24 protein-coding genes and 1 pseudogene are annotated in these 26232 nt (G+C 70.4%); 12 read left to right on the top strand and 13 right to left on the bottom strand.

Annotated elements, in window-relative coordinates; genetic code table 11:
• Positions 1-45: 45 nt before the first annotated feature.
• From ACWEOZ_RS21175 to ACWEOZ_RS21165, 3 genes are all read right to left on the bottom strand, one after another.
• Positions 46-1872 (bottom strand): CocE/NonD family hydrolase, encoded by a 1827-nt coding sequence (locus ACWEOZ_RS21175; RefSeq protein ID WP_451912390.1) that lies wholly within the window; start codon positions 1870-1872, stop codon positions 46-48.
• A 200-nt stretch (positions 1873-2072) separates the two neighbouring features.
• Positions 2073-2342 carry a GlsB/YeaQ/YmgE family stress response membrane protein gene (locus ACWEOZ_RS21170; RefSeq protein ID WP_451912389.1) on the bottom strand — a complete coding sequence of 90 codons (270 nt, stop codon included), beginning with the start codon at positions 2340-2342 and terminating at the stop codon, positions 2073-2075.
• A gap of 55 nt (positions 2343-2397) precedes the next feature.
• Complete coding sequence (locus tag ACWEOZ_RS21165; RefSeq protein ID WP_451912388.1) at positions 2398-3270, bottom strand: helix-turn-helix transcriptional regulator; 873 nt, start codon at positions 3268-3270, stop codon at positions 2398-2400.
• A 114-nt stretch (positions 3271-3384) separates the two neighbouring features.
• On the opposite strand from ACWEOZ_RS21165, the gene ACWEOZ_RS21160 reads away from it, so the two are divergent.
• Together ACWEOZ_RS21160 and ACWEOZ_RS21155 are read left to right on the top strand one after the other, a co-directional pair.
• Positions 3385-4359, top strand: coding sequence for an SDR family oxidoreductase (locus ACWEOZ_RS21160; RefSeq protein WP_451912387.1), 975 nt, complete (start codon positions 3385-3387; stop codon positions 4357-4359).
• 8 nt (positions 4360-4367) lie between these two features.
• Complete coding sequence (locus ACWEOZ_RS21155) at positions 4368-4691, top strand: hypothetical protein (protein WP_451912386.1); 324 nt, start codon at positions 4368-4370, stop codon at positions 4689-4691.
• A 297-nt stretch (positions 4692-4988) separates the two neighbouring features.
• Here the strand turns inward: ACWEOZ_RS21155 and ACWEOZ_RS21150 are convergent, their stop codons facing one another.
• From ACWEOZ_RS21150 to ACWEOZ_RS21140, 3 genes are all read right to left on the bottom strand, one after another.
• Positions 4989-5369, bottom strand: coding sequence for a PPOX class F420-dependent oxidoreductase (locus ACWEOZ_RS21150; RefSeq protein WP_451912385.1), 381 nt, complete (start codon positions 5367-5369; stop codon positions 4989-4991).
• An 87-nt stretch (positions 5370-5456) separates the two neighbouring features.
• On the bottom strand, positions 5457-6566 hold the full coding sequence (locus ACWEOZ_RS21145) for an RICIN domain-containing protein (RefSeq protein ID WP_451912384.1): 1110 nt from the start codon (positions 6564-6566) through the stop codon (positions 5457-5459).
• A 26-nt stretch (positions 6567-6592) separates the two neighbouring features.
• Positions 6593-9484 (bottom strand): GH92 family glycosyl hydrolase, encoded by a 2892-nt coding sequence (locus ACWEOZ_RS21140; protein ID WP_451912383.1) that lies wholly within the window; start codon positions 9482-9484, stop codon positions 6593-6595.
• Positions 9485-9600: 116 nt separating this feature from the next.
• Between ACWEOZ_RS21140 and ACWEOZ_RS21135 the strand changes: the two genes are divergently transcribed.
• Together ACWEOZ_RS21135 and ACWEOZ_RS21130 are read left to right on the top strand one after the other, a co-directional pair.
• Positions 9601-12843 (top strand): GH92 family glycosyl hydrolase, encoded by a 3243-nt coding sequence (locus ACWEOZ_RS21135; RefSeq protein ID WP_451912382.1) that lies wholly within the window; start codon positions 9601-9603, stop codon positions 12841-12843.
• 397 nt (positions 12844-13240) lie between these two features.
• Entirely contained in the window at positions 13241-13402 is a 162-nt protein-coding gene (locus ACWEOZ_RS21130) for a hypothetical protein (RefSeq protein ID WP_451912381.1), read from the top strand.
• Here the strand turns inward: ACWEOZ_RS21130 and ACWEOZ_RS21125 are convergent.
• The 3 genes from ACWEOZ_RS21125 to ACWEOZ_RS21115 all read right to left on the bottom strand — a co-directional run bounded on the left by ACWEOZ_RS21125 (position 13375) and on the right by ACWEOZ_RS21115 (position 15455).
• Positions 13375-14154, bottom strand: coding sequence for an FkbM family methyltransferase (locus tag ACWEOZ_RS21125; protein WP_451912380.1), 780 nt, complete (start codon positions 14152-14154; stop codon positions 13375-13377). The genes ACWEOZ_RS21130 and ACWEOZ_RS21125 overlap by 28 nt on opposite strands.
• Before the next feature lie 5 nt (positions 14155-14159).
• A complete protein-coding gene (locus ACWEOZ_RS21120; RefSeq protein WP_451912379.1) occupies positions 14160-14897 on the bottom strand; it encodes a CDP-alcohol phosphatidyltransferase family protein in 738 nt (245 codons plus the stop codon).
• 99 nt (positions 14898-14996) lie between these two features.
• Entirely contained in the window at positions 14997-15455 is a 459-nt protein-coding gene (locus ACWEOZ_RS21115) for a hypothetical protein (RefSeq protein ID WP_451912378.1), read from the bottom strand.
• A 169-nt stretch (positions 15456-15624) separates the two neighbouring features.
• Between ACWEOZ_RS21115 and ACWEOZ_RS21110 the strand changes: the two genes are divergently transcribed.
• The 5 genes and pseudogenes from ACWEOZ_RS21110 (at position 15625) to ACWEOZ_RS21090 (ending at position 20739) form a co-directional block, all read left to right on the top strand.
• The gene (locus ACWEOZ_RS21110; RefSeq protein ID WP_451912377.1) at positions 15625-17850 is read left to right on the top strand and encodes a hypothetical protein; all 2226 of its coding nucleotides are present in this window, start codon (positions 15625-15627) and stop codon (positions 17848-17850) included.
• 97 nt (positions 17851-17947) lie between these two features.
• The gene (locus ACWEOZ_RS21105) at positions 17948-18280 is read left to right on the top strand and encodes a PadR family transcriptional regulator (protein ID WP_451912376.1); all 333 of its coding nucleotides are present in this window, start codon (positions 17948-17950) and stop codon (positions 18278-18280) included.
• Positions 18281-18314: 34 nt separating this feature from the next.
• Positions 18315-19367 carry a hypothetical protein gene (locus ACWEOZ_RS21100; RefSeq protein ID WP_451912375.1) on the top strand — a complete coding sequence of 351 codons (1053 nt, stop codon included), beginning with the start codon at positions 18315-18317 and terminating at the stop codon, positions 19365-19367.
• A 51-nt stretch (positions 19368-19418) separates the two neighbouring features.
• Positions 19419-20263 (top strand): annotated as a pseudogene (locus tag ACWEOZ_RS21095) (IS5 family transposase).
• A 62-nt stretch (positions 20264-20325) separates the two neighbouring features.
• Positions 20326-20739: a transposase gene (locus ACWEOZ_RS21090; RefSeq protein ID WP_451912374.1), complete on the top strand. Its 414-nt coding sequence runs from the start codon at positions 20326-20328 to the stop codon at positions 20737-20739.
• A 17-nt stretch (positions 20740-20756) separates the two neighbouring features.
• Here the strand turns inward: ACWEOZ_RS21090 and ACWEOZ_RS21085 are convergent, their stop codons facing one another.
• Positions 20757-21347, bottom strand: a complete 591-nt coding sequence (locus ACWEOZ_RS21085; RefSeq protein WP_451912373.1) for a TetR family transcriptional regulator — start codon at positions 21345-21347, stop codon at positions 20757-20759.
• Between the two features lie 63 nt (positions 21348-21410).
• On the opposite strand from ACWEOZ_RS21085, the gene ACWEOZ_RS21080 reads away from it, so the two are divergent.
• A complete protein-coding gene (locus tag ACWEOZ_RS21080; protein WP_451912372.1) occupies positions 21411-22244 on the top strand; it encodes an NAD(P)H-binding protein in 834 nt (277 codons plus the stop codon).
• 159 nt (positions 22245-22403) lie between these two features.
• Complete coding sequence (locus ACWEOZ_RS21075; protein WP_451912371.1) at positions 22404-22754, top strand: DedA family protein; 351 nt, start codon at positions 22404-22406, stop codon at positions 22752-22754.
• On the opposite strand, the gene ACWEOZ_RS21070 is transcribed toward ACWEOZ_RS21075, so the two are convergent.
• Complete coding sequence (locus ACWEOZ_RS21070; RefSeq protein ID WP_451912398.1) at positions 22735-23631, bottom strand: LysR family transcriptional regulator; 897 nt, start codon at positions 23629-23631, stop codon at positions 22735-22737. The genes ACWEOZ_RS21075 and ACWEOZ_RS21070 overlap by 20 nt on opposite strands.
• Before the next feature lie 87 nt (positions 23632-23718).
• Between ACWEOZ_RS21070 and ACWEOZ_RS21065 the strand changes: the two genes are divergently transcribed.
• Positions 23719-24633 (top strand): LysR family transcriptional regulator, encoded by a 915-nt coding sequence (locus ACWEOZ_RS21065; protein ID WP_451912370.1) that lies wholly within the window; start codon positions 23719-23721, stop codon positions 24631-24633.
• Here the strand turns inward: ACWEOZ_RS21065 and ACWEOZ_RS21060 are convergent.
• Entirely contained in the window at positions 24623-25711 is a 1089-nt protein-coding gene (locus tag ACWEOZ_RS21060; protein ID WP_451912369.1) for an FAD-dependent monooxygenase, read from the bottom strand. The genes ACWEOZ_RS21065 and ACWEOZ_RS21060 overlap by 11 nt on opposite strands.
• Positions 25699-26208: a nuclear transport factor 2 family protein gene (locus ACWEOZ_RS21055; protein ID WP_451912368.1), complete on the bottom strand. Its 510-nt coding sequence runs from the start codon at positions 26206-26208 to the stop codon at positions 25699-25701. The genes ACWEOZ_RS21060 and ACWEOZ_RS21055 overlap by 13 nt, the downstream gene beginning before the upstream one ends.
• Between the last annotated feature and the right edge of the window lie 24 nt (positions 26209-26232).

Here is a 26232-nt window from a genome sequence, read left to right as displayed (position 1 = left end):
CCTTGGCTGAGCACTGTGGAGCAGCCGGCCCCGCCGATCAGCCGGTCAGTGCCGGTCGGGCAGCGCGAGCGCGAAGGTGCCCTCGCCCACGCCGGTGAGCGTGCGGGTGTACTGGCTCAGGTAGGTGTCGAGGAACGGTGACCGGTCGCCCTGGGTCGGCACGTCGTACCGGGGGTTCTGCAGGGCCAGGGCCAGCCGGGCCCGGCTGATCCGGATCGTGTTGCCGGACGGTGTGTCGAGCCAGCTCCCGCTGCCGATCGTCCCGACCTGGACGCCGAGCTGGTGACCCACCGCAAAGGTCCAGTCGGTGGATTTCAGGTCGAACGCCACCCGGCCGGCCCGTTCGATCAGCGAGACGTTCTCGTCGAACATCACCGCCGTACCGTCCGGAGCGACGTCCCACAGCCGCACCAGGACGTTGCCCGGCGCACTGGCCCGCAGCGTGATCCGCGGGGTGGCGGTGATCCGTACCCGGGACCTGACCGGCGTGGACCAGGTGAAATAGCTGTGGGTGTCCGCGGCCGCCGTCATCGGCGCGAGGCTCCTCGTGGCGGGCGGAGCCGGGTCCGTGGCGTGCTCCATGTCCCACTGCCGGCCGGCCGGTGCGGCCGGTGCGGCCAGGGTCGAGGCGACGCCGTCGTCGACGTACTGCCCGTCGGACAGGCGCGCCGCGGTGTACGACGACGGCATCGGCCAGGTCGGCTGAGCCCGCCACACGCCGGTGTTGTCCTCGATGGCGTACGCGGGGTCCTGGACCGACGGCTTGATGCCCTTGAGGTAGCGGTCGTAGAAGCGCATGACCTCGGCGAAGAAGCCGGCGCGGCCCTGGAGCAGCTGCCCCTGCTCGTTGGTGTCGTTGCCGCGGACGTGCTCCCACTGACCCAGCCAGCCCCGCTCCACGCCGCGGTGGTTGTCCAGGTACTCCTCCATGTCCTCCGGCTTGGTGTTGTTCTCGATGAAGCCCTGCGTGACGAACAGCGGGGTGCTCGTGCCCTTGGCCTGCGCCGCGAGGTTGCGGGCGCGCCAGTATGGTGAGCTGAGGTCGGGATTGTTGTTGTTCGTGAGGTTCTCGGTCAGGCACTCGGGGTGGGCGCTCTCGTAGGCGGCGTTGGCCCGGTAGCGCTCGGTGTCGTCGGGCAGCGCCTCGATCGTGGCGATGCTGTTGTAGGCGTCCGGTGTGGCGGTCACGTTGGGCCGGGGGACACCGTTGCTGAACAGGTAGTTGTACATGTTCCACACCGGTTCCTGGGCGACGACGGCCTTCAGCGCTCCGAGTCGCAGGTTGTTGCCGACCAGACCGGTCACCGCGTCGTACGACTTGCCGTACATGCCGACCTTGCCGGTCGACCACCGCTGGGTGGCCGCCCACTGGATCGCGGCCTTCACGTCCGCCTGCTCACCGGGACCGACCCAGTCGAGGCAGCCGGTACTGCCGCCGAAGCCGCGCAGGTCGACCATCACGTACGTGTAGCCGCGGGCGAACAGGTCCGTACCGCTGGTGAAGTCGGCGAACCGGCTGGAGGGACCGGTCCGGTCGAAGCCCTGCGGCCCGGTCTGGCCCGCATGGCTGAAGTAGGGACCGACGGCGAGGATCACCGGCGTCCTGGCCTGGGCCGGCAGGCCGGCCGGCCGGAGGACGTCGGCGTGGAGCTCGGCGCCGCTGCGGTCAGCGGACGGGAAGTAGGCCTCCGTCCACACGGCACCCTCGGGAACCCGGGGGTTCTCCTCGTGGGTGACGCCTGCTGGAGCGGGCGCCTGGACCGGCGCCTGCGCCGGAGGGGCAGCGGATGCTGCCGTGCTACTCACCGCGAGAGCCGCAATCGTGATCAGTGCGCCGGCCGCGGCGGTTGTCGTCCGCCTGCGAATGTTCATCTGAACTCCCCGAGCGATAGAGCAATGTCTCTGCGTAGGTCGACGCTAGCGTGTCGGCGCCGGGTTCGGTTGCTCGCAAAGACGTCTATATCGGGCCATTGGCCGGCTGCGGGGGAGCGCGCGCCACCATGGGCGGGAGTCGCCGGACGCAGCGGTGCCCGCCCACAACGGTGTGGGCGGGCACCGGTGGAACGCGACAGTCAGCGGCGGTTGCGGCCGTACAGCCCGGCCACGAGGGCGACGCCGACGGCGGCCACCACGACCTGGATGAGCAGCTCGATCCAGTCGATGCCGCCGGTGTCGTCGACGCCGAGCGCGGACGCGATGAACGTGCCGATGATGGCGGCCACGACACCGATGACCAGGGTGAGCCAGATCGGGATGTTCTGCTTGCCCGGCACGACCAGGCGCCCGAGCGCGCCGATGATCAGGCCGATGATGATGGCGGTGATGATCCCGGTTACTTCCACGTCAGCTCCTCGATGCGGGGTGGGCAGACAGGGGGTTCCCACTTCGAAGGGCTGATCAAACCTCGTTCCTCGTGACTTCGCCCTGGACCGGTCGCAGCTCCTGGGGGCCGATGACCGACAGCAGCTGGAGCTTGTCGTAGCTCTCGCTGCCCGGCACGGCGGTGTAGACCAGCAGGGAGTGCGACTGCTCGGGGTCGAGCAGCGCCTGGCAGCTGACCTCGAGGGCGCCCACCGCCGGGTGCACGAAGCGTTTGACGTGCTGATAGTGGACGCCTACCTCATGGTCGTTCCAGACGCTGCGGAACTCCTCGCTGCGTTCGAGCAGCAGGTGCTGGAGGTGCGCGGCCCACGACTGCGGCCCCCGTACGGTGACCACCTTGCGCAGGCCCGAGGCGAAGACGCGTGAATGCAGTTCGTGGTCGTCGGGGTGGTACAGCGTGCGGTACGCCGGATCGGTGAACCACCGGTAGCCGATGCTGCGGGCCGGGCCGCGGTAGCGGGTCAGGTCGCCGGTTAGCGCGACACCGAGCGGGTTCTGCCGCAGTGTCTCGCCCAGTTCGGTGACGATCTCGGCGGGGGTGTCGGTGAGCCGGTCGAAGATCCGCAGCATGCCCGGGCTGATGTGTTCGCTGCTCGGGCCGGTCGTCGGCGGGTGATGCCCGGCCAGGCGGAACAGGTGGTCCCGTTCCTCCCGGGACAGGTGCAGGCCCTGGGCGATCGAGGCGATCAGGCGCTCGGACGGGTGCGGGCCGCGCTCGCGCTCCAGCCGGCTGTAGTAGTCGGTGGAGAGGTGGCAGAGCGCGGCGACCTCCTCGCGACGCAGACCGCTGGTGCGGCGCCGCTGCCCGCGTGGCAGGCCGACGTCCTCGGGCTGCAACGACTCCCGGCGGCGGCGCAGGAACTCGGCGAGTCCCGGCCGATCGATCATGGCTGTGGTCCTTCACGGTTGACGGTCCTGCTTCGTTATACCGCCCATCGGCAGGCCCCAGCCTCGGACTGACAGACCGTGGTTAAGCCGGTTCCGGACCCGCATCCTGGGGTCATGTCACGTATCTCATCGACCACACCAGTTCCTGACCTCACCGGAAAGCTCGCGGTCGTCACCGGGGCGAGCGACGGCGTCGGTCTCGGCCTCGCTACGCGGCTCGCCGGGGCCGGGGCGGAGGTCGTCCTGCCCGTCCGCAACCGGCGCAAGGGCGACGCGGCCGTCGGCCGGATCAGACAGCAGCATCCGCGGGCCGCGGTCTCCCTGCGGGACCTCGACCTGTCATCGCTGGACTCGGTCGCCGCGCTGGGCGCCACGTTGCGCGCCGAGGACCGCCCGATCCACATCCTGGTCAACAACGCCGGCGTGATGACCCCGCCCGAGCGGCAGAGCACTGCCGACGGGTTCGAGCTCCAGTTCGGCAGCAACCACCTCGGCCACTTCGCGCTCGTCTCGCAGCTGCTGCCCCTGCTGAGCGCCGGCCGTGCGCGGGTCACCTCGCAGATCAGCATCGCCGCCAACCAGGGCGCCATCAACTGGGACGACCTGAACTGGGAACGGTCGTACAACGGCGGGCGTGCGTACAGCCAGTCGAAGATCGCCTTCGGCCTGTTCGGGCTCGAGCTGGACCGGCGCAGCCGGGCCGCGGGCTGGGGGATCTCCAGCAACCTGGCCCACCCGGGCATCGCGCCGACCAGCCTGCTGGCCGCCCGCCCCGAGCTCGGCCGGGCCCGCGACACCGCCGGCGTACGGATCATCCGGGCCCTGTCCGCCCGCGGCCTCATCGTCGGCAACCTGGAGACGGCCCCGCTGCCGGCCCTGCTGGCCGCGACAGCCCCGGACGCCGGCGGCCGGTTCTACGGTCCCAGCGGTTTCGGCCACCTGGGCGGCCCGCCCGCCGAGCAGGACCTCTACTCGCGGCTGCGCGGCGAGGACGACGCCCGCCGCATCTGGGACATCTCCGCGGACCTCACCCGCTGCGCCTTCCCGCCCGCGACCGTGCAGCCGCGTGATGGCCGTCCCGCTGCCTAGACTGAGCCGTGCCCGACCGACCGGAGATTGTCTGCATCTGCGGCTCCACCCGCTTCGCGGACGAGATGAACGCGGCCAACCGTGACCTGACGTATGCGGGGGTCATCGTCGTCGCGCCGGCCGTCTTCCCGCGCGCCGAGGATCACGAAGCAGCCGACATGATCACCGACGAGCAGAAGGCCGCGCTCGGCGCTCTCCATCTGCGCAAGATCGATCTGGCTGACCGGGTTCTGATCGTCAACCCCGGCGGGTACATCGGCGAGTCCACGAGCAGGGAGATCGCCTACGCCCGGGCCACCGGCAAGCCGATCTCGTTCACCGATCCCGGCTGACCGGTCCGGCACTGGCTCGACCACACCGCCCATGTCAGCGGCTGAAGATCGGGCAGACGACGTGGCGCGTTCGGGCCGCGGTGTGGCGGTAGCCGGGGCGGTGGTCGAGGACGCCGAGCGGTTGCAGGCGGAGACCGACGTCGACAACGTCGCCGCGCAACGCGGCCTGGCGAAGGCCGGTTTCCAGCGCGAGGGGTGTGGCCCGGCACGCGCAGTTCCGCAAGGGCACCGGGCACGACATGGTCGTCTACCGCCTGCTGCGCGGCGATCCCCGGCCGTGAACTGCGCCGGGGTGGCTCAGAGCCGGATGGCGATGCCGATCATGGGCGGGCGGCGCAACCGCAGCAGCTTGGCGACCCCGTTGCCGAGCCGGGAAGTGAGGTACCGCCGGCCGAGGAGCTTGCGGGCGTGGGCCGTGCCGGCCTCGTCGAGGAGCCGGGCCGTGCCGGTGGCGCTCGGGGCGCCCGGCTCCACCTTGCCGCGGAGGCTGCAGACCGTGACGACGACGTCGGGGTTGCGGCGGATCCGCTTGACCTTCCACGCCTCGGCCTCGGACACGATGACCAGCTCGTCGCCGTCCGGCACGTGCCAGACGGGCGTGGCCACCGGCGTGCCGTCCTTGCGGTAGGTCGTCAGGCTGACGTACTTGCTCCGGCGGATCTCCTGCGGCACGGTCATCGGCCGATCCTATCGACCGGCGACCGCGGCGAGAGTCGATCAGCCGCCCGTGCCGCTCGACCGGCGCGCGGACGAGGAGGGACGGGCTCAGCGCACCGCCCAGCGTTGAGCGCCGGTCCCGTTGCATTCCCAGAGCTGGACCAGCGTGCCGTTGGCGGTGCCGCCGCCGTTGACGTCGAGACACTTGCCCGAGGCGGTGACGACGATGGTGCCGTCGGGGTTGACGGTGAACTTCTGGGCCGGGGTGCCGTTGCAGGTCCAGCTCTGCACCTTCGTGCCGTTCGCGGTGCCCCTGGCGTTGACGTCCAGGCAGCGGTCGCCGAAGATCCGGAGCTCGCCCGCGGCGGTCCGGGTCCACTGCTGGTTGGCCTGGCCGTGACAGTCCCAGATGTGGGCCTGCGAGCCGTCGGCGCCGGACGATGAGGAGATGTCCAGGCAACGGGTCGACTGCGGGTTGCTCAGCAGCGCCACCGCATCCGTCGGGGGCGTCGTGAGGTGGCTCAGGCTGCGCGGCACGGACCGGAGCGCGGTGAACCAGCGGGCCGCCATCTTGTCGTAGCCGTCGGCGTTGGGGTGCACCCCGTCGGCCAGATCCGCCGTGGTGAGGGCGGAGTGCAGGTCGACCAGGTGGGTCATCGGGCCCTTCTGGGCGACGATGCCCGGCAGGGCCGCGTTGAAGGCCTGGGTCTTGGCCTCGTTGGCGGTGTTGCTGGTCGGGACGATCTGAGCGACGAAGAGCTCGACGTTGGGCGCCAGCACCCGGATGTGGTCGATGAGCGTGGACAGCCGGGCCGGCGCATTGGCGACATCGCGGTTCTGCCCGATGTCGTTGGTGCCGATGTGCAGCAGGATCGTCCGGGGGTTCGCGGTGCGAAGCCAGCCGGTGATGTTCGCGTCGAGCTCGTCGATGCGCCAGCCGGAATGGCCCTCGTGGTCGTGGTCACCGAGGTTCGCCGGTCCGTTGACCGCGGAGCCGACGAAGTCCACGGTCAGGCCGGCGCCGGCCGCCCGCTGCCACAGGCCGGTGCGGTAACCGCCGGGCACGTTGTACCCGTCCGTGATGGAATCGCCGAGCGGCATGACGCGTACGCCGCCGTTCGACTCGGCGTGCGCCGGGGTGCCGCCGCTGATCGTCAGCCACGCGGCCAGAGCGAGCCCGATCGTGGCCGCTCCCAGTCGCCTTGCACTCGTTCGCATAGCTCGGCCTTCCTGAGCGGTACGGGTCATTGGAGCGTGAGGGCGTACAGCTTGATCCGGGTGTCGTCGGGCAGGGTGACCGACCGCAGTTCCTTGCCCGGGTCGACGGCCACGGCGACCCCGAAGAGGTTGACCGCCGGCCCGTCGGTGCCCTGCCCGGCCTTGATCCGGTGCGGCATGGCCAGCACGGCCGGGCCGGTGGCGCACCAGTCCGGGACCGTCACGGTCGTCGCGGCGGTGCTGCCGTCGGCGTAGCGGACGGTCACCGTGCCCGGCACCGGGCCGTGGTCGGCCGCGACGACGAGCCGCAGCGTGCTGCGCCGCAGCGCGGGCAGCGGCAGGGTCTGGCGGCCGGCCGCGACGAAGTTCCTGGCGGTGCCCCCGGGCGGCGGCGCACTGTAGGTCACGCCCGACCAGCTCACCGGACCGGCCGCCGGCAGCAGGGCCGCGTCGTAGCTCCAGCCGCCGCCGTCGAAGTTGCCCTCGCCGGTTGCCGCGGTGGTGGCGGTGCCGTCCGTGTTGCGGGCCGAGGTGACGTCGATGCCGCACTGGGTGCCGGAGGTCAGCAGACATGCCGGGCTGTTGACCGACGGCGGTTGGTCGGCCGCGGCCGTGCCCCAGCTCGACGCGGCCGTGCCGACGGTGTGGGCGATCGTGCCGCCGCGGGCGACGGCCGGCCAGGTGAGCCAGTTCGCGTTCTGCGCGCGGCCGTTGACCTGGACGGACTGGATGTAGCGGCGGGTGTCGCTGACGTCCGGCGCGGTGATGGTCAGGGTGCCGCCCTGGTCGGTGTGGCTGCCGATCCGCACGGTGGCCGAGGGGAACTGCGGGCTGCTCACGGTCAGGAAATTGGCGCCGCTCATGGTCGGGTAGAGGCCCAGGGAGGAGAAGACGTACCAGGCGCTCATCGTGCCCAGGTCGTCGTTGCCGGTCATGCCGTCGGGGCCGGTGGTGAAGAGCGTCATCGCGGCCCGGACCACGGTGGCGGTCTTGGCCGGCGCGCCGGCCCAGTGATACAGGTACGGGGCCAGCAGATCCGGCTCGTTGTTCGGGTTGTACGTCGCCTTGCCGTAGTAGTCGTACGGCGCGGTGATCCAGTCCGTCCGCGCGGTGCCGGCCGGGTCGTTCAGCAGTTTCGGGTACGCGAAGAAGTCGTCCAGCCGCTTCTCGGTGGCCGCCCGCCCACCCATCAGCGACACCAGCCCGGCCGGGTCCTGCGGCACCAGCCACTGGTACTGGTAGGCCCCGCCCTCGTGGAACTGGTGCCCGGCGTCGACCGGGTTGTACGGCGTGACCCACGCGCCCGAGGTGGTCCGCGGCCGGAAGTGCTTGATCGAGGCGTCCCACAGGTTGTGGTACCACTGCCCGCGCGTGGTGAGCGTCCGGGCGTCGTCGGTGCGGCCCAGCGCGGTGGCCATCAACGCCAGCGCGGCATCGGCGGCCGCGTACTCCAGGGTGGCCGAGGCGGGATGCACGCAGTCGTTGTCGCCGCCCTGGTGGGCGCAGTCCGTGCCCACCGTCAGCCCGGACGGGACGTAGCCGTGGTCGCTGTAGTAGCCGTTCCCGCTGCGCCCGTTGTACGGCGAGCCGGCCGGCGGCCGCCCCAGCGCGTTGGCCCGCAACAGGGCGTACGCCTCCTGCTCGTACCCGGCCAGCAGCCCCTTGGACCAGGCCTCGACCAGGAACAGGGTGACCGGGTCACCGGTCATGATGTTGGTCTCGCTGTTGGCCAGCGCCCAGCGCGGCAACCAGCCCCCGTCACGCCCGATCGCCACCACCGACAGCGCCACGTCCCGGGCGACCTGCGGCACCAGCATTTCGAGCAGCTGGTTCTGCGGCCGGTAGGTGTCCCACAGCGAGAAGTTCTGGTACGGCGTGTACCCGCTCGCCGTGTGCACCTTGTCGTCGAAGCCCACGTAGCGGCCGTCGACGTCGCCGGCGACGTTGGGATGCAGCAGCGAGTGGTACAGCGCGGTGTAGAAGGCGCTCTGCCGGTCGGCCGTCCCGCCTGAGATCCGTACGGCGTCCAGCTGCTGCACCCAGGCCGCGCGCAGGGCGGTCCGGGTCGCGGCGAAGTCGTACGAGCTGCCGGTCTCGGCGGTGAGGTTCTTCCGCGCGCCGTCCACTCCGGTGTAGGACAAGCCGACCTTCACCACGACATCGCGGTCGGTGCCGGCGTCGAAGGTGACCCAGGCGCCGTTGCCGCCCGCGCCGGCCGCGTCCCGGCTGCCCTGGCTGCGGGTCGAGTCGCGCCACGTGCCGTACGAGGCGAAGGGCCGGTCGAAGCTGGCGGTGAAGTAGACGGTGTGGTCGTCCTTGCCGGCGCAGAAGTTGCCGGCGCGGACCCGGCCCTCGACGGTCCGGTCGCCGACGACGTGGATCTCGGAGTCGAAGACGTTCTGGTTGGCCTTGCCGGTGTTGAACAGGACGTTGGCCGCCCCGGTGGCCGGGAAGGTGTACTTCTGCCAGCCGGTGCGCGCGGTGGCGGTCAGCTCGGCGTTCACGCCGTATTTGGACAGGCCGACCCGGTAGTAGCCGGGCGTGGCCTGCTCGTCGGCATGGCTGTACGCCGAGCGGTAGACGTTCGGGTCGACACTGCTGACGGCGCCGGTGGTCGGCATGATCGGCAGCTCGCCGGCGACGCCGCAGCCGACCCCGGACAGGTGGGTCTGGCTGAAGCCGTAGATGGAGTTCTGCTGGTAGTCGTAGCCGCCCTGGCCGCCGGTGTCCGGGCTGACCTGCACCATGCCGAACGGTGCGCTCGCGCCCGGGAAGGTGTTGCCGAAGTTCTGCGTGCCGACGAACGGCCGCACCAGCTCGACCGGCTCGGCGGCGGCCTCGGCGGCGGTGCCGCCGGCGACCAGCGTGGCGGCGGTCAGCAGGGCGGCGGCAGCCAGCCGGGGGAGTCGCGATGCCACGAGGGGTGCCTCCGGATCAACGGCGGAAGAAGATGGTGACATCGTTGTCACACGAAGTTAAATGAGTCAATATCTTGGGCAGGACTTCCCGCCTGAGTGGAATGCAGGTCGCCTTCATGAAGCAGAGATTCCTCGCCTGTCTGACCACCGCGGTGCTGGTCGCCGGCGGAGTGGTCGCCACCGCGCTACCGGCCTCGGCCGCTCCGGGCGACTTCGTCACCGGGTTCGAGTCCGGCGATCCCCAGCCGACCTGGCAGAACAGCGTCGAGAGCACCGCCGGCGTCGGCGGCTACTGCTGCGGGCTCACCGGCATGGAGAGCGCGCCGCGCACCGAGACCGCGCACACCGGCTCGGCGGCACTGATGTACTCGGGCAACGACACCAGCACGACCTCGTCGTACTCGTACAACCGGGTCTTCGACGTTGATTTGCCGGTCACGGCGGCGACCACCCTGTCCTACTGGGTCTATCCGCAGTCGGGCGGGCACCTCGACGTCGCGGTCGACCTCGTCTTCACCGACGGCAGCACGCTGCGCGATTCCGGCGCCGTCGACCAGCGCGGCGTCCGGGTGCACCCGGCCTTCCAGGGCAGCGGCTCCGGCCTCGCCTTCGACCAGTGGAACTTCGTCACCTCGCGGATCGGGGACAACGTCGCCGGCAAGACCGTCGACCGCATCCTGATCGCCTACGACCAGCCGCTCAACACCGGCACCTTCCGCGGCTACTTCGACGACATCTCGATCCTGGCCGGTGGTGCCCCGAGCCGGCTGTCCGACCTGGTCGACACCCGGCGCGGGTCGAACTCCAGCGGCAGCTACTCGCGCGGCAACACCTTCCCGGGCACGACCGTCCCGAACGGCTTCAACTTCTGGACCCCGATCACCAACGGCAACAGCGACAGCTGGCTGTACGAGTACAAGGCCACCACCGTGCAGGGCTTCGGGATCAGTCACGAGCCCAGCCCGTGGATCGGTGACTACGGCCAGCTGCAGGTGATGCCGATGACCGGCGGCGTGAAGTCCACTCCGGACGCGCGGAAGTCCACCTTCAAGCACAGCAACGAGGTGGCCCGGGCGCACTACTACAAGACCCAGCTCGACACGTACGGAATCACCGCGGAGATCGCGCCGACCGACCATGCCGGCGCCCTGCGGTTCACCTACCCGTCCGCCGCCGAGTCGGTGCTGCTGTTCGACACCGTCGACAGTGCCGGCGGTTCGATCACCGTCGACACCGCCGCCCGCGTCATCTCCGGCTACGTCGACCACAAGGGTCAGCGGATGTACTTCTCCGGCGCCGTCGACAAGGCCATCGCGGCCACCGGCACCGTCAGCGGGCAGGGGGCGACCACCTGGATCCGCTTCGCGACCACGGCCGGCGAGAAGGTCAACCTGAGGATGGCCACCTCCTTCATCAGCGTGGCCCAGGCCGCGAGCAACCTGAGCCAGGAGATCGGCGGCAAGACCTTCGACACCGTACGGGAGGAAGCCGCGGCGATCTGGGACACGGCGCTGAGCCGGGCCCGCATCGAGGGGGCTACCGACGACCGGATGGTCACCTTCTACTCCAACCTCTACCGCGCGTTCATGTACCCGAACAACCGCTCCGAGCTCGTCGGCGGGGTCCGCAGGTACCAGAGCCCGTACGACAACGCCGTGCACGACGGTCAGATGTACGTCAACAACGGCTTCTGGGACACCGCCCGTGCCGTCTGGCCGCTGTATTCGCTGCTCACCCCGGGCAAGACCGGCGAGATGCTGGACGGGGTCGTGAACGCGTACAAGAACGGGGGCTGGACCCCGCGCTGGACCGGTCCGGGCTACATCGACATCATGGTCGGCACCAACCAGGACCTGGCCTTCGCCGACGCCTACGCCAAGGGCGTGCGCAACTTCGACTACCGGGCGGCGTATGCCTCGATGGTCAAGAACGCCAGCGTCTACTCCAGCTCCGGCTCCCGGGGCCGCAAGGGCGTCGAGGTCTCCACTTTCAAGCGGTACGTGCCCACCGACGTCCGCGGGGAGGCGGCCTCCTGGACGCTGGAGGACGCCAACAACAACTTCGGGATCGCGCAGCTCGGCCGGGCGCTGGGCTTCACCGAGGACGCCGACTACTTCCAGAACCGGGCGCTGGACTACGCCAACCTGTACTCCTCGTCGGTCGGCTTCTACCGCGGCAAGCAGAAGTCGGGCGCCTGGCGGACCGCGGACTCGGCGTTCAAGCCGAACGAGTGGGGCTGCGAGTTCACCGAGGGCGCACCGTGGCACTACGCCACCCCGGCCCCGCAGGACCCGCAGGGCATGGCCAACCTGTACGGCGGCCGGGCCCAGCTCTCCAGCAAGATCGACTCGGTCTTCGCGGCCTCCCGGGACTTCCTGCCCGGCTGTTACGGCGGCACGATCCACGAGATGACCGAGGCCTACGACACCAACATGGGCCAGTACGCGCACTCCAACGAGCCCATCCACCACATGCTCTACATGTACAACTACGCCGGCACCCCGGCGAAGACCCAGACCCGCGTCCGCGACGTGCTCACCAAGCTTTACGACTCGGGCGCCGGCACCGGCAACGGCTACCTCGGCGACGAGGACAACGGCCAGATGTCGGCCTGGTACGTGTTCAGCGCCCTGGGCTTCTACCCGGCCCGGATGGGCAGCACCGACTACACCATCGGCGCACCGCTGCACCCGAAGGCGACCATCACGCTGGAGGACGGCAAGACGTTCACGGTCAGCGCGCCCGGGGTGAGCGACACCAACCGCTACATCCAGAGCGCCACCCTCAACGGCGTCGCGTACCCGAAGAACTACCTCACCCACGCCGACCTGATCGCCGGCGGCACCCTCACCTTCACCATGGGCCCGTCCCCGTCGTCCTGGGGCACCGGAGCGAACGACATCCCGCCCTCGATCACGACCGGCAGCGCGGTGCCGCGGCCGCTGGCCGACAAGGCCACCGGCGGGACCCTCACCGCCAGCGGCGAGAACGGCACCGCCGAGGGCCGGGCGAACCTGGTCGACGACACCTCGCTGACCAAGTGGCTGACGTTCCAGAACACCGCGACGCTGGAATACCGTTTCGCCGGCACCGGCACAGCGGCGGTCCGGCAGTACACCCTGACCTCGGCCGACGACAGCCCGCAGCGCGACCCGAAGAGCTGGACGCTGCAGGGCTCGACGGACGGCACGACCTGGGTCACTCTCGACACCCGCAGCAACCTGGACTTCAGCGACCGGCGCCAGACCCGCGCCTTCGTCATCGCCGGTCCCGCCGCCTATCCCCGCTACCGGTTGCAGATCACCGCCAACCACGGTGCCGCCGAGACCCAGCTGGCCGAATGGGAGCTGCTCGGCTGACCGTCCTCCGGCGCCGCCTCAGCACCATGACCACCGCGAGGACGGTCCCGGTGAGGAGCACGGCTGCGACGACCCGGTTCCGGTACGGGTGGCCGCAGTCGTGCACCGGGTCGTCGTGGGTGAGTGCGCAGATCATTTGCGCACCCCGGTCGTTGCCGTACCGGGTGGTCAGTTCGGCCCGGAAGTCGCGCCACTGCCGGCGGCTCTCGGCGATCGCGCCGGCCACCGCGTCCGCGAAGTGAAGTCGGCCGATGGCCGCACGTCCGTCCGTGCTGGTCGAGCAGCAGGCCGGGGCCGGGCCGGTGCAGTCGGGTGGGTTCCGCCCCGCTGAGGATGATGACCTGACCCGCGTACCCGGTTTGCTCGGCATGGCGATCGCGCCGCACCGTACGGGCAAGTGGTCCTGCTCGGCCTGCAGCGCAGGGGACCGGCCCGCCTCGCCCTGATTGTCGTCGGTATCTCCGAGATCGTGCTGGCCCTGGTGCTGCGCCGGTCGGCCGCGAAGCCGGACACGGCGATCAGCTGGTCAGGTCACCGAGCCGGCACCGCCCGGCAGTAGACGTCACCGGCGTTGGCCTCGTGGGGGAGGGCCATGATCTGGTCGGCCATCGCCTGCGGGGTGACCCACTCGCCGAGTTCCAGCCGCATGCTCTCGCCCATGGCCCGGTTGCAGAGCACGGGCCCCGACGCCGCTATCCGTTGCAGGCAGCGGCCGGCCACGTCGCGCTGGATCGTCGTGAACTCGAAGGACAGGGCCGGCAGGCGGTGACTGAGGCCGGACAGGACCACATCCTCGTAGCCCTCGACGTCGATCTTCACGAAGGCGGGGGTTCCGTAGCGCTCGATAAGTCCGTCGAGCGTCACGGCCGGCACCCGCATCTCGGCGTCCCAGACCTCCTGGTGCCAGCCGCCGGCGTTGTCGGCCGCCGCCACGAAGTCCGTCGACGCGGTGGAGACCGTGGGGTTGGCGGAGTTGACGAAGAGCGTGACCGGTGCCTCGGACGCACCGCACACAGCCTCGATGAGAGTCACGTCCTCGTCGTCGGCGTAGATCTCCCGGATGGCGCGGCCGCACAGCGGCTGGGGCTCGACGGCGACCACCCGCGCCCCCAGCCGCCGGAAGCTGCCGATCCGGTCGCCGACGTGCGCCCCGATGTCGAACACCAGGTTACCGGCCTGGACGAACTGCGCATACAGGGCGTCCATCGCGGCGTCCTGGCCCGGGTCGCCGTAGTAGTAGTCCAGCGAGCGGCGGATCGCGGCGTACGCGGGGTCGGCCTTGAGCGACGCCGCGTGGGCACTCGGAGTCATGTCTTTCAGCTCTTTCCACCGGCTGCGGCAAGGGAGCGCCGGCTCCGGAGCCACACGACGTCCGTCCCGAAGGACCAGGTCAGGAAGCCCAGCGCCAGCGCCACGACGATCTGCGCCTGCCACACCGGAACGAGATCGGCGCTGGCCACGACCAGGACAGCGCCCTGCAGGGCGGCGATGGCCTTGCGCACCATCCGCGGCGGCAGCGCGCCCCGCAGCCACGGCCAGGCCCAGGACGCCGCGACGAACGCGTACCGGAAGAGGCCGATCGCGGCCACCCACCAGCCGAGCGAGCTGGCGACGAAGAGGCTCAGGATGAGCACGAGGATCGAGTCGGCTTCCATGTCGAAGCGGGCGCCGAAGGCCGAGGTGGTCTTCGTGCGCCGGGCCACCTGACCGTCGACGGCGTCCAGGGCGGCGGCGACCGCGGCCAGGCCCACCAGCGTCATCAGCATCGTGCGGCCGGTCAGCGCCTCGGCCACCAGCGCGGCGACGCCACCGGTCAGGGCCAGGCGGATCAGGGTGATCGTGTCCGCCGGCCCCCAGCTGCGCGCCCCGGTCCGGCGGATCCCCTCGGCCAGCACGGACCAGGCCAGTACGCCGAACGCCACGCCTGTCGCCCAGCCGATCGCACCCAACCCCACGGTCGCCGCCAGCGACATGATCACACCGGCCTGCACGGCGGCGCCGAGCCCGGCCGGATGGATCTGCAGGGTCATCTCGCGACGGGCGAGAAGCGTCATGTGTTCCTCCTGGTAAGCGGTCGCCGGAGCGCACGCGCATGATGGCCGTCTACTTCAACACGGCTCACAGCAGTGATCGGTTCACCCCGGTGGGCTGACTCACCGCTCGTAACGGGTGACCGCGTCCCGCAGGCGCTCGCCGGGTCCGCGGACGAACAGGCCGCGGATCTCGGTGAACGGGTTGCAGACCGGCGGCGATTCGTCCTCGTCGTCCTCGTCCTCCGCCCCGGGTTCCTCGGGGAGCTGGACGAACGGGGTCTTCGGCTGGTCGGGATGGGTGGGCTCGACCGGGTTGCGGTGCCACACCGTGCCGTGGGTGCGGTTGAGCACCTCGCCGAGATACCAGCCGGGCACCATGACCGCGGGCTGCTCGGCCTCCTCGGCCACGAGCAGGTCGTCCCAGCCGGCGAACCGCTCCCGCAAGACCTGCTCCAGGCGGTCCAGGGAGTCCACAGTGAAGTCCCAGGCTTGCCCGGTCTCCCGGGACCAGGCCGCGAAGGCCTGCTGCTGGGCCGCCAACCAGGTGTTCAGCCGCGGGTTGTCGGTCCAGTCGGTCATGCCCGGTCTCCGCTCGGCGCTTGATAACAAAAAGGTACCCATAGTCGACGATCGATCGAATCGGGGCTGCGCCGATACGGTTCCGTTCCATATGGTGCCACACGGCGCCGGGCACCAGAGGCCTACAAACGGGGAGATTCCGGCGCGTGCTCCCCGGACGGGGACCCCTATGAGCTACCCCAGAGTCCGGCTCCGCATACACCTGTTGTTCCGCGGTCTTGTCGCGGCCGTGTGCGCCGTGCTGTTGTCGATCGGCGCCCCTCCCGTCGCTTCGGTGGCCGCTCCGCTGACGCTGACCGGCAAGCGCTGCGACGTGAAGTTCAAGCTGACCGGTAACCCGGCGAAACCGGGCACGCTGCCGGGTGGTGACGCCAGCCGGATCAAGTCGGCCTGGGACACCTACGACTACGTGAACCAGCGGCAGTCGATGGACGGGCTGGCGGCGCCCACGGCCCAGGACCTCGCGGCGGCCGGCACCGACGCGAAGAAGTGGCCGGAGGGCGACCCGCGCAAGGTCTACGCCAGCTACAACAACCGGCAGAGCGGCTCGAACCCGTACACGGGGACGTTCCAGGACTGGCTCAACGACGCGTACATCGACAACGCCGCGCGTCGCACGCGCGGCGAGGCCTTCCACAAGAAGGTCGTCCAGGACCTGAACCTGGTCGGCCCGGACTGGCTCTGCGAGGTCGAGGTCAAGGACGCGGACGGCAAGGTCATCCGCCGCTACGACGCGGTCAACCAGCGGACCCGGGAGTTCGTCGAGATCAAGTCCGGTGGGGGCATCGTCGACAAGCAGCTGCCCAACGACCGTCAGGTGCTCAAGGACCCCCGGTTCAAGGACTACTCCCTGCGCTACGTCTACGGCCAGGAGCCCGAGGCCCGCACCAGCACCAAGCTGCGTGAGCTCGGCGCCGACGCCGGCCGGCACCCCGACGGCCGGTCCCGGGTCACCGTCTACCAGCACCGTTCCACCCCGGTCGTGCGGTTCACCCCCGGCCCGCACACCCGGTTCGACCCCACGCTGAACCCGAATCCGACGGCCAACGCCGGCTCCCGCGGTGGCCTCAACGACATGCTCAACCAGTCGAAGCCGACCCCGGAGACCATGCGCCAGCAGATCGAGCGCATCCGGCAGGGTGACGCCACCGGCCAGCGCCTGCGGGGCCCCGGCGGCGTCGACTTCTCCACCCTCGAGCTGCGTTTCGTCGGCGCGCCGGTCAAGGGTGAGGGCCTGGACTACTCGTTCACCGCCGAGAAGATGCCCGACCCGGACACCAAACCGGGCTTCGGCGGCCGGGAGAAGGCCGAGCTCATCTCCGACTCCTTCTTCACGTGGCTGGCACTCACCCCGGAGAAGTTCTGGGTGAACCTCAACCCGGACGAGCCGCAGCGGGTCATGGACGCCCAGTTCGGCAAGACCGACGCCGGGCGGGTGCTGCTCGAGGCCGACCTGCAGATGAAGCACGACTTCGCCGCGGCGCTCAACCCGAAGACCGAGCTGGGCAAGAAGTTCTGGGACGAGAACCAGCTGACCGACGGGCTGCCCTGCCTGCACGGCATCCGCAACTGGATCGAGCCGGAGCCCGCCCAGGTGCGCGAGCAGGACGGCGGCATCTACATCCTGGACGCCCCGCTGAAGGTCAACTCGGTGCCGCAGGAGTTCGCCCTCGATCTGCCCGGCGACCCGTGCCGGCCGACCAAGGCGCAGATCGAGCACAACCAGAAGGTCGTCGAGAAGCTCATCGTCCCGGCGGTCGAGAAGAAGATCAACGAAGATTCCGCGTACGCCGACCTGCGCCGGGTCTACACGTCCCGGGTGGCGGCCGAGTGGATCCGGCTGCAGGACGCGCGGAAGTCGACCGACTATCACAAGATCATCAACAGCGACGACGCGTCGAAGTGGCCGATCCGCGGCGAGAAGTGGGACTTCAACGAGACGTGGCAGCGCTACCTGAAGTCCTTCCGCGACGGTGACTACAAGTTCGAGTGGGAGTCCGGCGGCCAGGTCTACGTCTACACGATGGGCGGCGTCGACTTCTCCAAGTCACCCAAGAAGAACGTGTCCAAGCAGCAGTTCACGTCGAAACACCAGTACCTGCCGCGGAGCACGAGGACGTCGGTGCAGACCATGACCGACGACGCCGAGAGCGACGACCTGCTGCTGCTCGGCGGCAACACCAGGGCCAAGCCGACGACCGGCGACCACGCCCCGCCTCCGGGCGACGACGACCCGCCGGGCGGCGGTCAGGGCGGTGGTGACGACGACGGCGGTCTGCCGATCACCGGCGACACCGTTCCGGTGCTCTGGCTGGTCTCGCTCGCGCTCGCCCTGATCATCGCGGGCGCGGCCCTGGCCTGGTGGGCCCGCCGGCGGCGGACCTTCGTCAGTTAGCGATCCCGGTACGCACAGCGGCGGCATCCTCGGGGTGCCGCCGCTGTCTGCTGTCCGGACTACCACCGATAGCTCGATCAACTGTATATTGGCAGGCATGCGGCGACCGAGCTTTCTGATCCTGTCGGCGCTGGCTCTCGGCCCGCTCCACGGATATGCGGTGATCAAGGAAGTGGAGCGGCTGTCGGCGGACAGCGTGCACCTCGCCGCCGGCACGCTCTATGCGGCGCTCGACCGGCTCACCGACGAGGGCCTGATCGAGGTCGACCGGGAGGAGACCGTCGACGGCCGGCTCCGCCGCTATTACCGGCTGACCGTTGCGGGCACCGCCGCGCTGGCCGCCGCGGCCGAGCAGATGCGCCGGGACGCCCGGATGGTGGCCCGGCGACTGCGCGGCGCGGGCCCCGCCGGTGCCCCCAGTCCCGCCTGACGACGCGAACGGCGTACCCCCTGAAGGGACCGACATGCCCGACGACCTCCGGACCACGCTGCTGGCTCGCCGATACCGTCGGTGGCTGCTGGCGTACCCCCGGGCCTATCGGCGCGAACGCTGCCCGGAGATCCTCGCGACGCTGCTCGACGCCGCCGATCCGGGCCGATCCCGGCCGCCCGCCCGGGAGGCGGCCCTGTTGCTGCGGCACGGACTCGGCCGGCGCGTCGCCGAGGCCGGGCGCCGGGCGTTCGTCGTCGCCGCGTTCGCCGCCGTGCTCGGCGGGCTCAGCGGCATCGCGCTCGGCTCGTGGCTGTCCTGGCGCGACGTGGACACGATGGCGCCGGACAAGGCCACGGCGGTCAGCTTCGCGCACTCGGTCCTGCCGGGGGTCTTCGGGGACAAGGCCGGTCAGTACGGGCGCAGCACCTTCTGGAACCCGTACAGCGACAACAGCCTGCACGGCGGCACCGGCGTACGGGTCGGCAGGACCTCCGTGACCGCCACCGCGCCGCCGCCCGGCGGTCCGGAGCAGGTCGCTGCTGCTGTGCGGCAGCAGATGAAGGCCCAGGGCTGGCGCGACGTGCGCACCAAGGTCGTCCGGAACGGGCCGAGCACCTCGCCGCCGGCGATCGCCGAGGTGACCGGCACGCGTGCCGGGTACCTCGCGTCGGTGCAGGTAACTCCGGACCTCAGTTTCGACCTGATGTGGGCCGAGCCGCCCGGCCATCTGCGCGACACCGTCCTCGGCGGCGTGGCCGGTGCCCTGTTCGGCGCGTTGTTCGGGCTGGGCACCTCGATCCGCATGCGCCGCTACGGCCGGGGCCGGCAGCGGGTGTACTCGGGGCTCTGCGTCGCCACGCTGCTGATGCTCACCCCCGCCTGCCTGGGCAACATCCCGACCTCGACCGGCTCGCTGCTGGCCAACACCAACCGCAACGGCGCCGGGCCCTCGGTGTACTGGGGCGGCTTCGTGATCTACGGGGCCGAGCCGCTGGCCATCCTCTCCCTGCTGCCGCTCCTGGCCGTCATCGTCGCCTGCGCCTGGCCGCAGCCTGCGGCCGCTCGTACGTCCACCACGGCCTGAGCCCTAGGGCACGTCTTCAAAGGATCATGACCGTGGATGATGTACGGCGTGATCCGCCGCTATGAGCTGACCGATGCCGAGTGGGATTCGTTGTCGCGGTATCTGCCCTCGACGGTGACCGGCGGTCGTCCTCGCAGCGACGACCGCCGGGTCCTGAACGGCATCGTGTGGAAGATCCGTTCGGGTGCGCCCTGGCGTGACGTGCCTGCCCGGTACGGGTCCTGGAAGTCGGTCTATACACGTTTCCGCAGGTGGGCCCTCGACGGCACCTTCACCAGGATGCTCGCCGGTGCACAGGCCGACGCCGATGCCGACGGTGACATCGACTGGCTGGTCAGCGTCGACTCCACCATCGTGCGGGCTCACCAGCACGCCGCCGGCGCAAAAGGGGGCAGCGAGAAACGGATAAAGCGGATCACGCCATCGGACGATCCCGCGGCGGGCTGAGCACCAAAATCCACCTCGCCTGCGACGGCACCGGCCGCACTCTGGCGTTCGTGCTGACCGGCGGCAACGTCAACGACTGCACCCGCTTCGAACAGCTCATGGCCGCCATACGCGTCGACCGGCGGGGCCCAGGACGACCGCGGATCCGGCCCGAGCATGTCATCGCCGACAAGGGCTACAGCAGCCGAAGCATCCGCGCCTACCTGCGCCGACGCGGCATCGCCCACACCATTCCGGAACGCAGCGATCAGCAGAACAACCGCCACAACCGCGGACCGCGCGGCGGTCGGCCACCGACGTTCAACAAGCTGATCTACCGCCACCGCAACGTCGTGGAACGCTGCTTCAACCGGCTCAAGCAATGTCGGTCAGTGGCCACCCGCTACGACAAGACCAGCGCCTCGTTCCAGGCCACCGTCACCATCGCCGCACTTCTGCAATGGCTGTAACCCTTTGGCGACACGCTCTAGGGCACGTCTTCAAAGGATCATGACCGTGGATGATGTACGGCGTGATCCGCCGTTATGAGCTGACCGATGCCGAGTGGGATTCGTTGTCCCGCTTCGAACAGCTCATGGCCGCCATCCGCGTCGACCGGCGGGGCCCAGGACGACCGCGGATCCGGCCCGAGCATGTCATCGCCGACAAGGGCTACCGCAGCCGAAGCATCCGCGCCTACCTGCGCCGACGCGGCATCGCCCACACCATTCCGGAACGCAGCGATCAGCAGAACAACCGCCACAACCGCGGACCGCGCGGCGGTCGGCCACCGACGTTCAACAAGCTGATCTACCGCCACCGCAACGTCGTGGAACGCTGCTTCAACCGGCTCAAGCAATGCCGGTCAGTGGCCACCCGCTACGACAAGACCAGCGCCTCGTTCCAGGCCACCGTCACCATCGCCGCACTTCTGCAATGGCTGTAACCCTTTGGCGACACGCTCTAGCGCCCGGCCAGGCCCTCCAGGAGCAGGGTGCAGACGACGTCGAGCTCGTGCTCGATGCCCGGGTCCGTCCATCCGCTCGCCATGCCGGGGTGGTGGAAGTGGGTGGTGGCGGTGAACACGGCCCGGGCGGTCCCGGCCGGGTCGGCGCCGCGGAACGAGCCGTCAGCCACGCCGTCGGCGATGATGGCTTCCAGCTGGCCCAGGAGGTCGGCCACATGGTCGACCGCTGCGGCGCTGTCCTCGGTGACCAGCATCTTGTACGCGGCGAACAGTTCCGGATCGTCGTGGGCCTTCGCCTGCTTCGCGGCCAGCAGGGCCGCGAGCCAGGAGCGTAGCCGCCGGGGCGGTGCGACCTCAGCATCGCGCGCGATGGCCGCAAGGGCCTCGCGATCGCGGTTGAGCCAGCGCCGGGAGACCGCCTCGCGCAGGGCCGCCTTGGACGGGAAGTGCTTGTAGACGGCCGCGTGGCTGACGCCCAGGGCCTTGCCGACGTCGACGACCGTTGCCTTGGCCGGTCCGTGGCGGCGCAGCACGTCCTCGGTGGCCGACAGGATCGCCTCGGCATCCAGGGGCCCGCTCGTCCGCATCGCCCGAGCATACCGATCCGCATCGGGCCTTGTTACAGGTTTCAAATTCTGTAGAGTGAAACCATGACCATCTTGGTGACCGGTGCCCGCGGACATGTCGGCGCCGCGGTGCTGAACGAGCTGGTGGCCGCGGGAGCGCAGGTTCGTGCGTCCAGTCGTGCTCCGCGGCCAGGCGACTTCCCGCAGGGCGTCGACGTGGTGCGGGCCGACCTGGCCGATCCGGCGACCCTGCCGCCGGCGCTGGCCGGCGTCCGCAAGGTCTTCCTCTACGCCCACCCGGAGACCGCGGCGGAGTTCGCGGCAGCGGCCCGCCGGGCCGGCGTCGAGCACGTGGTCCTGCTGTCGTCCTACACGGTGCTGGCTCCGGACGCCGCGTCCCATCCGATCGCGCTGCGGCACACCGCGGTCGAGCGGGCGCTGGACGATGCCGGGCTGGCCCGGACGTTCGTGCGACCGGGCTACTTCGCCACCAATTCCTTGCGCTGGCAGTCGATCCGCCGCGAACGCGTCCTGCGCACGGCCTTCCCGGACGCGACGACCGCGCCGGTCCACGAACGGGACATCGCCGCGGTGGCGGCGCGGGCCTTGCTGGACGACGCCGGGGACGCGGCCTATCCGGTCCTCGGGCCGGGTCCGGTCACCATTCGCGACCAGGTCGCCGCCATCGCCGAGGCGATCGGTGAGCCGGTGCGGCTGGCGGAGGTGGACGTCGAGACCCATCGGGCCGATCTGTTGACGCAGCTGCCCGCGCCGCTGGTCGAGATGGTGCTTCAGGCCGGCGGCAGTGTGCCGCAGCTGCCCGCGGACGTGGCCGTCGACGCGGTGCCCGATCTTCTGGGCCGGCCCGCGCTGACGTTCACCGCATGGGCCCGCGACCACGCCGACGACTTCCGCTGACCGGATTCCCCGGGGCGCAAGGACTCCGTACCAACTGTGCACTGGTGACAACTGCTGATCTTTCCTAGCTTCGGAGTCGGGGAAGCCGGGCCGGAACGCGCAGTTCCGCGCGGACGGCCGGTCCGAAAGAGGAATCGTCGTGATCGACTGGGTTCCGCCGTGGAGAAATGGCTGCCGCCGGGCACCAGACGGCGGGCCACCCACGACTGGGTCAGCCGGCAGTTGCACACCCGCGGCGGGTTCATCCCGGTCGGGCGGTACCTCGTGACCATCACCTCGGGCACGGTCCGGTACAACTACCGCAACTACGTGCTGTTCACGATCATCGGTGGCACCGCCTGGAGTGCCTACACCGTGCTGGCGGGCTACGTCGGGGGCGTGCTCTTCCAGGACAACGCGTTGCTGGCCTTCGGGGTGGGAGTGGGGCTGGCGGTGGTGCTCTCCGGTGCGATGGAGCTGATCCGCCGCGTCAGCATCCGCCGGAGCGCCGTCACGGACGTCGCGGAGTGATGACCCGGCGGATGCGGTCGCGGAGCCACTGGTGCGTACGGTCGCTGTCGTTGCGGGGATGCCAGGCCATCTCGATGGTCGGGGTCGGCAGACTCAGCGGCAGCTCGAAGGCGTGCAGCCCGAGCGCGGTGACGGTGTCGCGCCCGGCGCGGGCGGGCGCGATGCAGACGACGTCGGTCGCGCGGGCCAGGAACAGCGACGCCGCGTAGGTCGGCACCACGGCGACGACCTTGCGGGTGAGCCCGAGCTCGTCGAGGCGGTCGTCGATCGGTCCGCGCCGTCGGCCGCGGCGGGAGACGGCGACGTGGTCGGCCGCGGCGAACTGCCGGACCGTCACCTTTGCCCGGCGCGCGAACGGATGCTCCGAGCGGACGACACCGACCAGCGTCTCGGTGAACAGGGGCTCGCTGTGCACCTCGGGGTCGTGCCGGCCCAGAATGCCGACGTCGAGGTCGATCAGGCCGTCGCGCATCCCGGTGTCGTCGGGGCCCTCCGGCCGCAGCCGCAGGGTGATGCCCGGCGCCTCGGCACGGACGTCGGTGATGAGCTGCGCGGTCACCGTCATCGAGAAGATGTCGGACATGCGCAGGTCGAAGACGCGCACCGTGTGGGCCGGGTCGGACGCCGGTGAGGGTTCGAGGAGCACCCGGGCCCGCTGCATCACGTCGTGCACCTCGGCGCGCAGCTCGAGCGCGCGGCGGGTGGGCACCATGTCTCGCCCGGCCCGCACCAGCAGGGGATCGCCCAGCAGCCGGCGCAGCCGGGCCAGTGATCGGCTCATGGCCGGGGGCGAGGTGTGCAGCCGGGCCGCGGCGGCGGTGACGCTGTTCTCCGTCAGCAGCGCGTCCAGCGCCACCATCAGGTTCATGTCCAGCATCTCCACTCCCGGATTATCACAGGTGGAATGGCTCGATATCAAAGATGCATTGGTGATAACCACGGGGCCTGACCTAGCGTCGGACCCATGTCCGTGGATCTGAATCTGCTCACCGCGCTGGACGCCCTGCTCGAGGAGCGCAGCGTTATGGGCGCGGCGGAGCGGCTGCACCTGTCGTCGCCGGCGGTCAGCCGGACGCTCGGCCGGCTCCGCAAGCTCACCGGCGACGACATCCTGGTGCGCACCGGCCGTTCGATGACGCCCACGCCGTACGCGCTGGCGATCCGCGACGACGTCCGCCAACTGATCCGCCAGGCCCACGACGTGCTCACGCCGCGGCGCGAGGTGGAGCCGGCCGTCCTGGACCGGATCTTCACCGTCCAGTGCAACGACGCCCTCGCGACCTCACTGGCACCTGTACTGGTCGCCGGGATCCACGCGCAGGCGCCCCGCGTACGGCTGCGGATCGTGGGCGAGAGCACCGTCGACACCGGCGGCCTGCGGCAGGGCCACGTGGACCTGGAGCTGGGCACCGGCCGCCCGAGCCTGCCCGAGTTCCGCTGCGAGACCCTCGGCCACGACTCCCTGACCGTCGCGATGCGCCCGGACCATCCCTGCGGCAAGAGCCTCGACCTGCCCTCGTACGCGGCCGAGCAGCACGTGCTCGTCTCCCGCCGGGGGCGGCTGACCGACCCGATCGACGACCTGCTCGCCGCCGTTGGCCTGGGCCGCCGGGTCGTCGCCACCGTCGCGAGCCTCACGATGGCCCTGCGCATCGCCAGCCGCAGCGACATGCTGGTCACCACCACCGCGCTGATCAGCCGTCCCGTCGTCGAGAGCTTCGGCCTGATCACCCGCCCGCTGCCGGCGCCGGTGCCGGCAGCCCCGATCAACTGCACCTGGCACCAGCGCAACGACTCGGACGCCGCGCACGCCTGGCTCCGTGACCGGATCCGGGACGCGCTGGCCGAGATCTGCCGGCCGGCGCCGGCTACCGGTTGAGCATCCAGCGCGTGAAGGCCACGTAGTTGGTGGCGAACTCGTCGGGGGTCGCCGAGTTCTCCACCTTGCTGGACAGCTCGTTGACCTGGGCGTAGTGCGGCAGCCGGTCCCGCTCGTACGCGGCCAGCGCGTCCGGGATCTCCGGCGTCGAGGTGAGCAGCCGGGCCAGCACCAGCGGGTCCTGCACGCCCAGCGACGCGCCCGCGGTGATGTGCGGGGACAGCGCGTGCGCGGCGTCACCGACCAGGGCGACGCGGTGCGAGACCCACCGGGTCAACGGTGGGACGAGCATGATCTGGTTGTGCAGGATCGTGTGGTCGGGACTCGACTCGATCAGGGCCAGCATGGCCGGGTTCCAGCCCGTGGTGTCCAGGAACCGGGCCCGTTGCGCGGCCTGGTGCTTCGGTGTGCCCTCCAGCGGATCCGCGTCGAACTGGTTGACCAGCCAGTACACGGTTCCGTCGGCGGTGGGCACGTACCCGCCGCGGGTGCGCTTGTCGCCCAGCACGATCACGCTCGCGTCGATGGAGACCCCGGGAGGTGGCGGGACGACCGAGCGCCAGGCGTGGTGTCCCTCGTGCTCGATCGCGTCGCTGCCGGGCACCAGCAGGGACCGGACGACCGAGTAGGCGCCGTCGGCGCCGATCAGCAGGTCCGCCTGGGCGGATGTGCGGTCGTCGAAGTGGGCCGTCACGCCGGCGTCGGTCTCCTCATAACTGACGAGACGCGAATTCAGGCGGATGTTGTCGTGGCCCACCGCCTCGGCCAGCAACGCGTTGAGCTTGGGACGGTTCACCAGCAGGTAGCGGTGATCGTCCGGGGAGAATCCGGGCGGGTCGATGAGCCGGCCGGCCGGGTCCCGGAAGTACATCTCGGCCGGCCGCCCGATGGCCCGCAGCTGCTCGCCCAGCCCGAGCTCGTCGAAGACGGCCAGCGCGTTGGCCCACAGCCCGAGCCCGGCGCCCGCGGCGCGGATCTCGGGCGCCTGCTCGTGCACCACGGCGTCGATACCCGCAGCCCGCAGCGCGATGGCACTGGTGAGTCCGACGATTCCGCCGCCGGCGATCATTGCCCGCATGTGGTCGATCCCTTCTGATTCTCTGCTACGACCCGGTGCTTTCCTTTGCTGGCCATGCGGTACAGATCAGGGTTTCCCTCCCAGGGCGCGGTGCGTACGACGGCCCAGCGCCGGATCAGCCAGCGCTGCTGCGGTGAACGGGTCAGTTCCAATTGCCAATAGCCGCGCATGACGCAGAAGTCGACGCCCGGTGCCGGAAGGTGGTGATAGGCGACCATGTGCGCCCGGCCGGTGACGCCCGCACCGGTCACCTCGACGAGCAGGTCGGAGCTCGCGTGGTGGGTGGCGGCGAATCCCTCCAGCACAGTGCGGGCCTTGGCGGTCAGTTCGTCGGCCGTCAGTTCCTCGGCGGGTGCGCCGGACTGCCCGGACTGATCGAGCGTCACCCGGTCGGCGAACAATTGCCGGAAGCGTTCCCAGTCCTTGTCGTCCTGGGCGTGGGCCAGAGCGGCGACGACTCCGGCGATCTGCATGTGGTCGAGCGGTGTGATGTTCATCGTGGGAACAACGCTAAGAAAACT

The organism is Actinoplanes sp. NPDC004185 (assembly GCF_053603475.1).
This window is presented reverse-complemented; position numbering and strand designations above follow the sequence as displayed.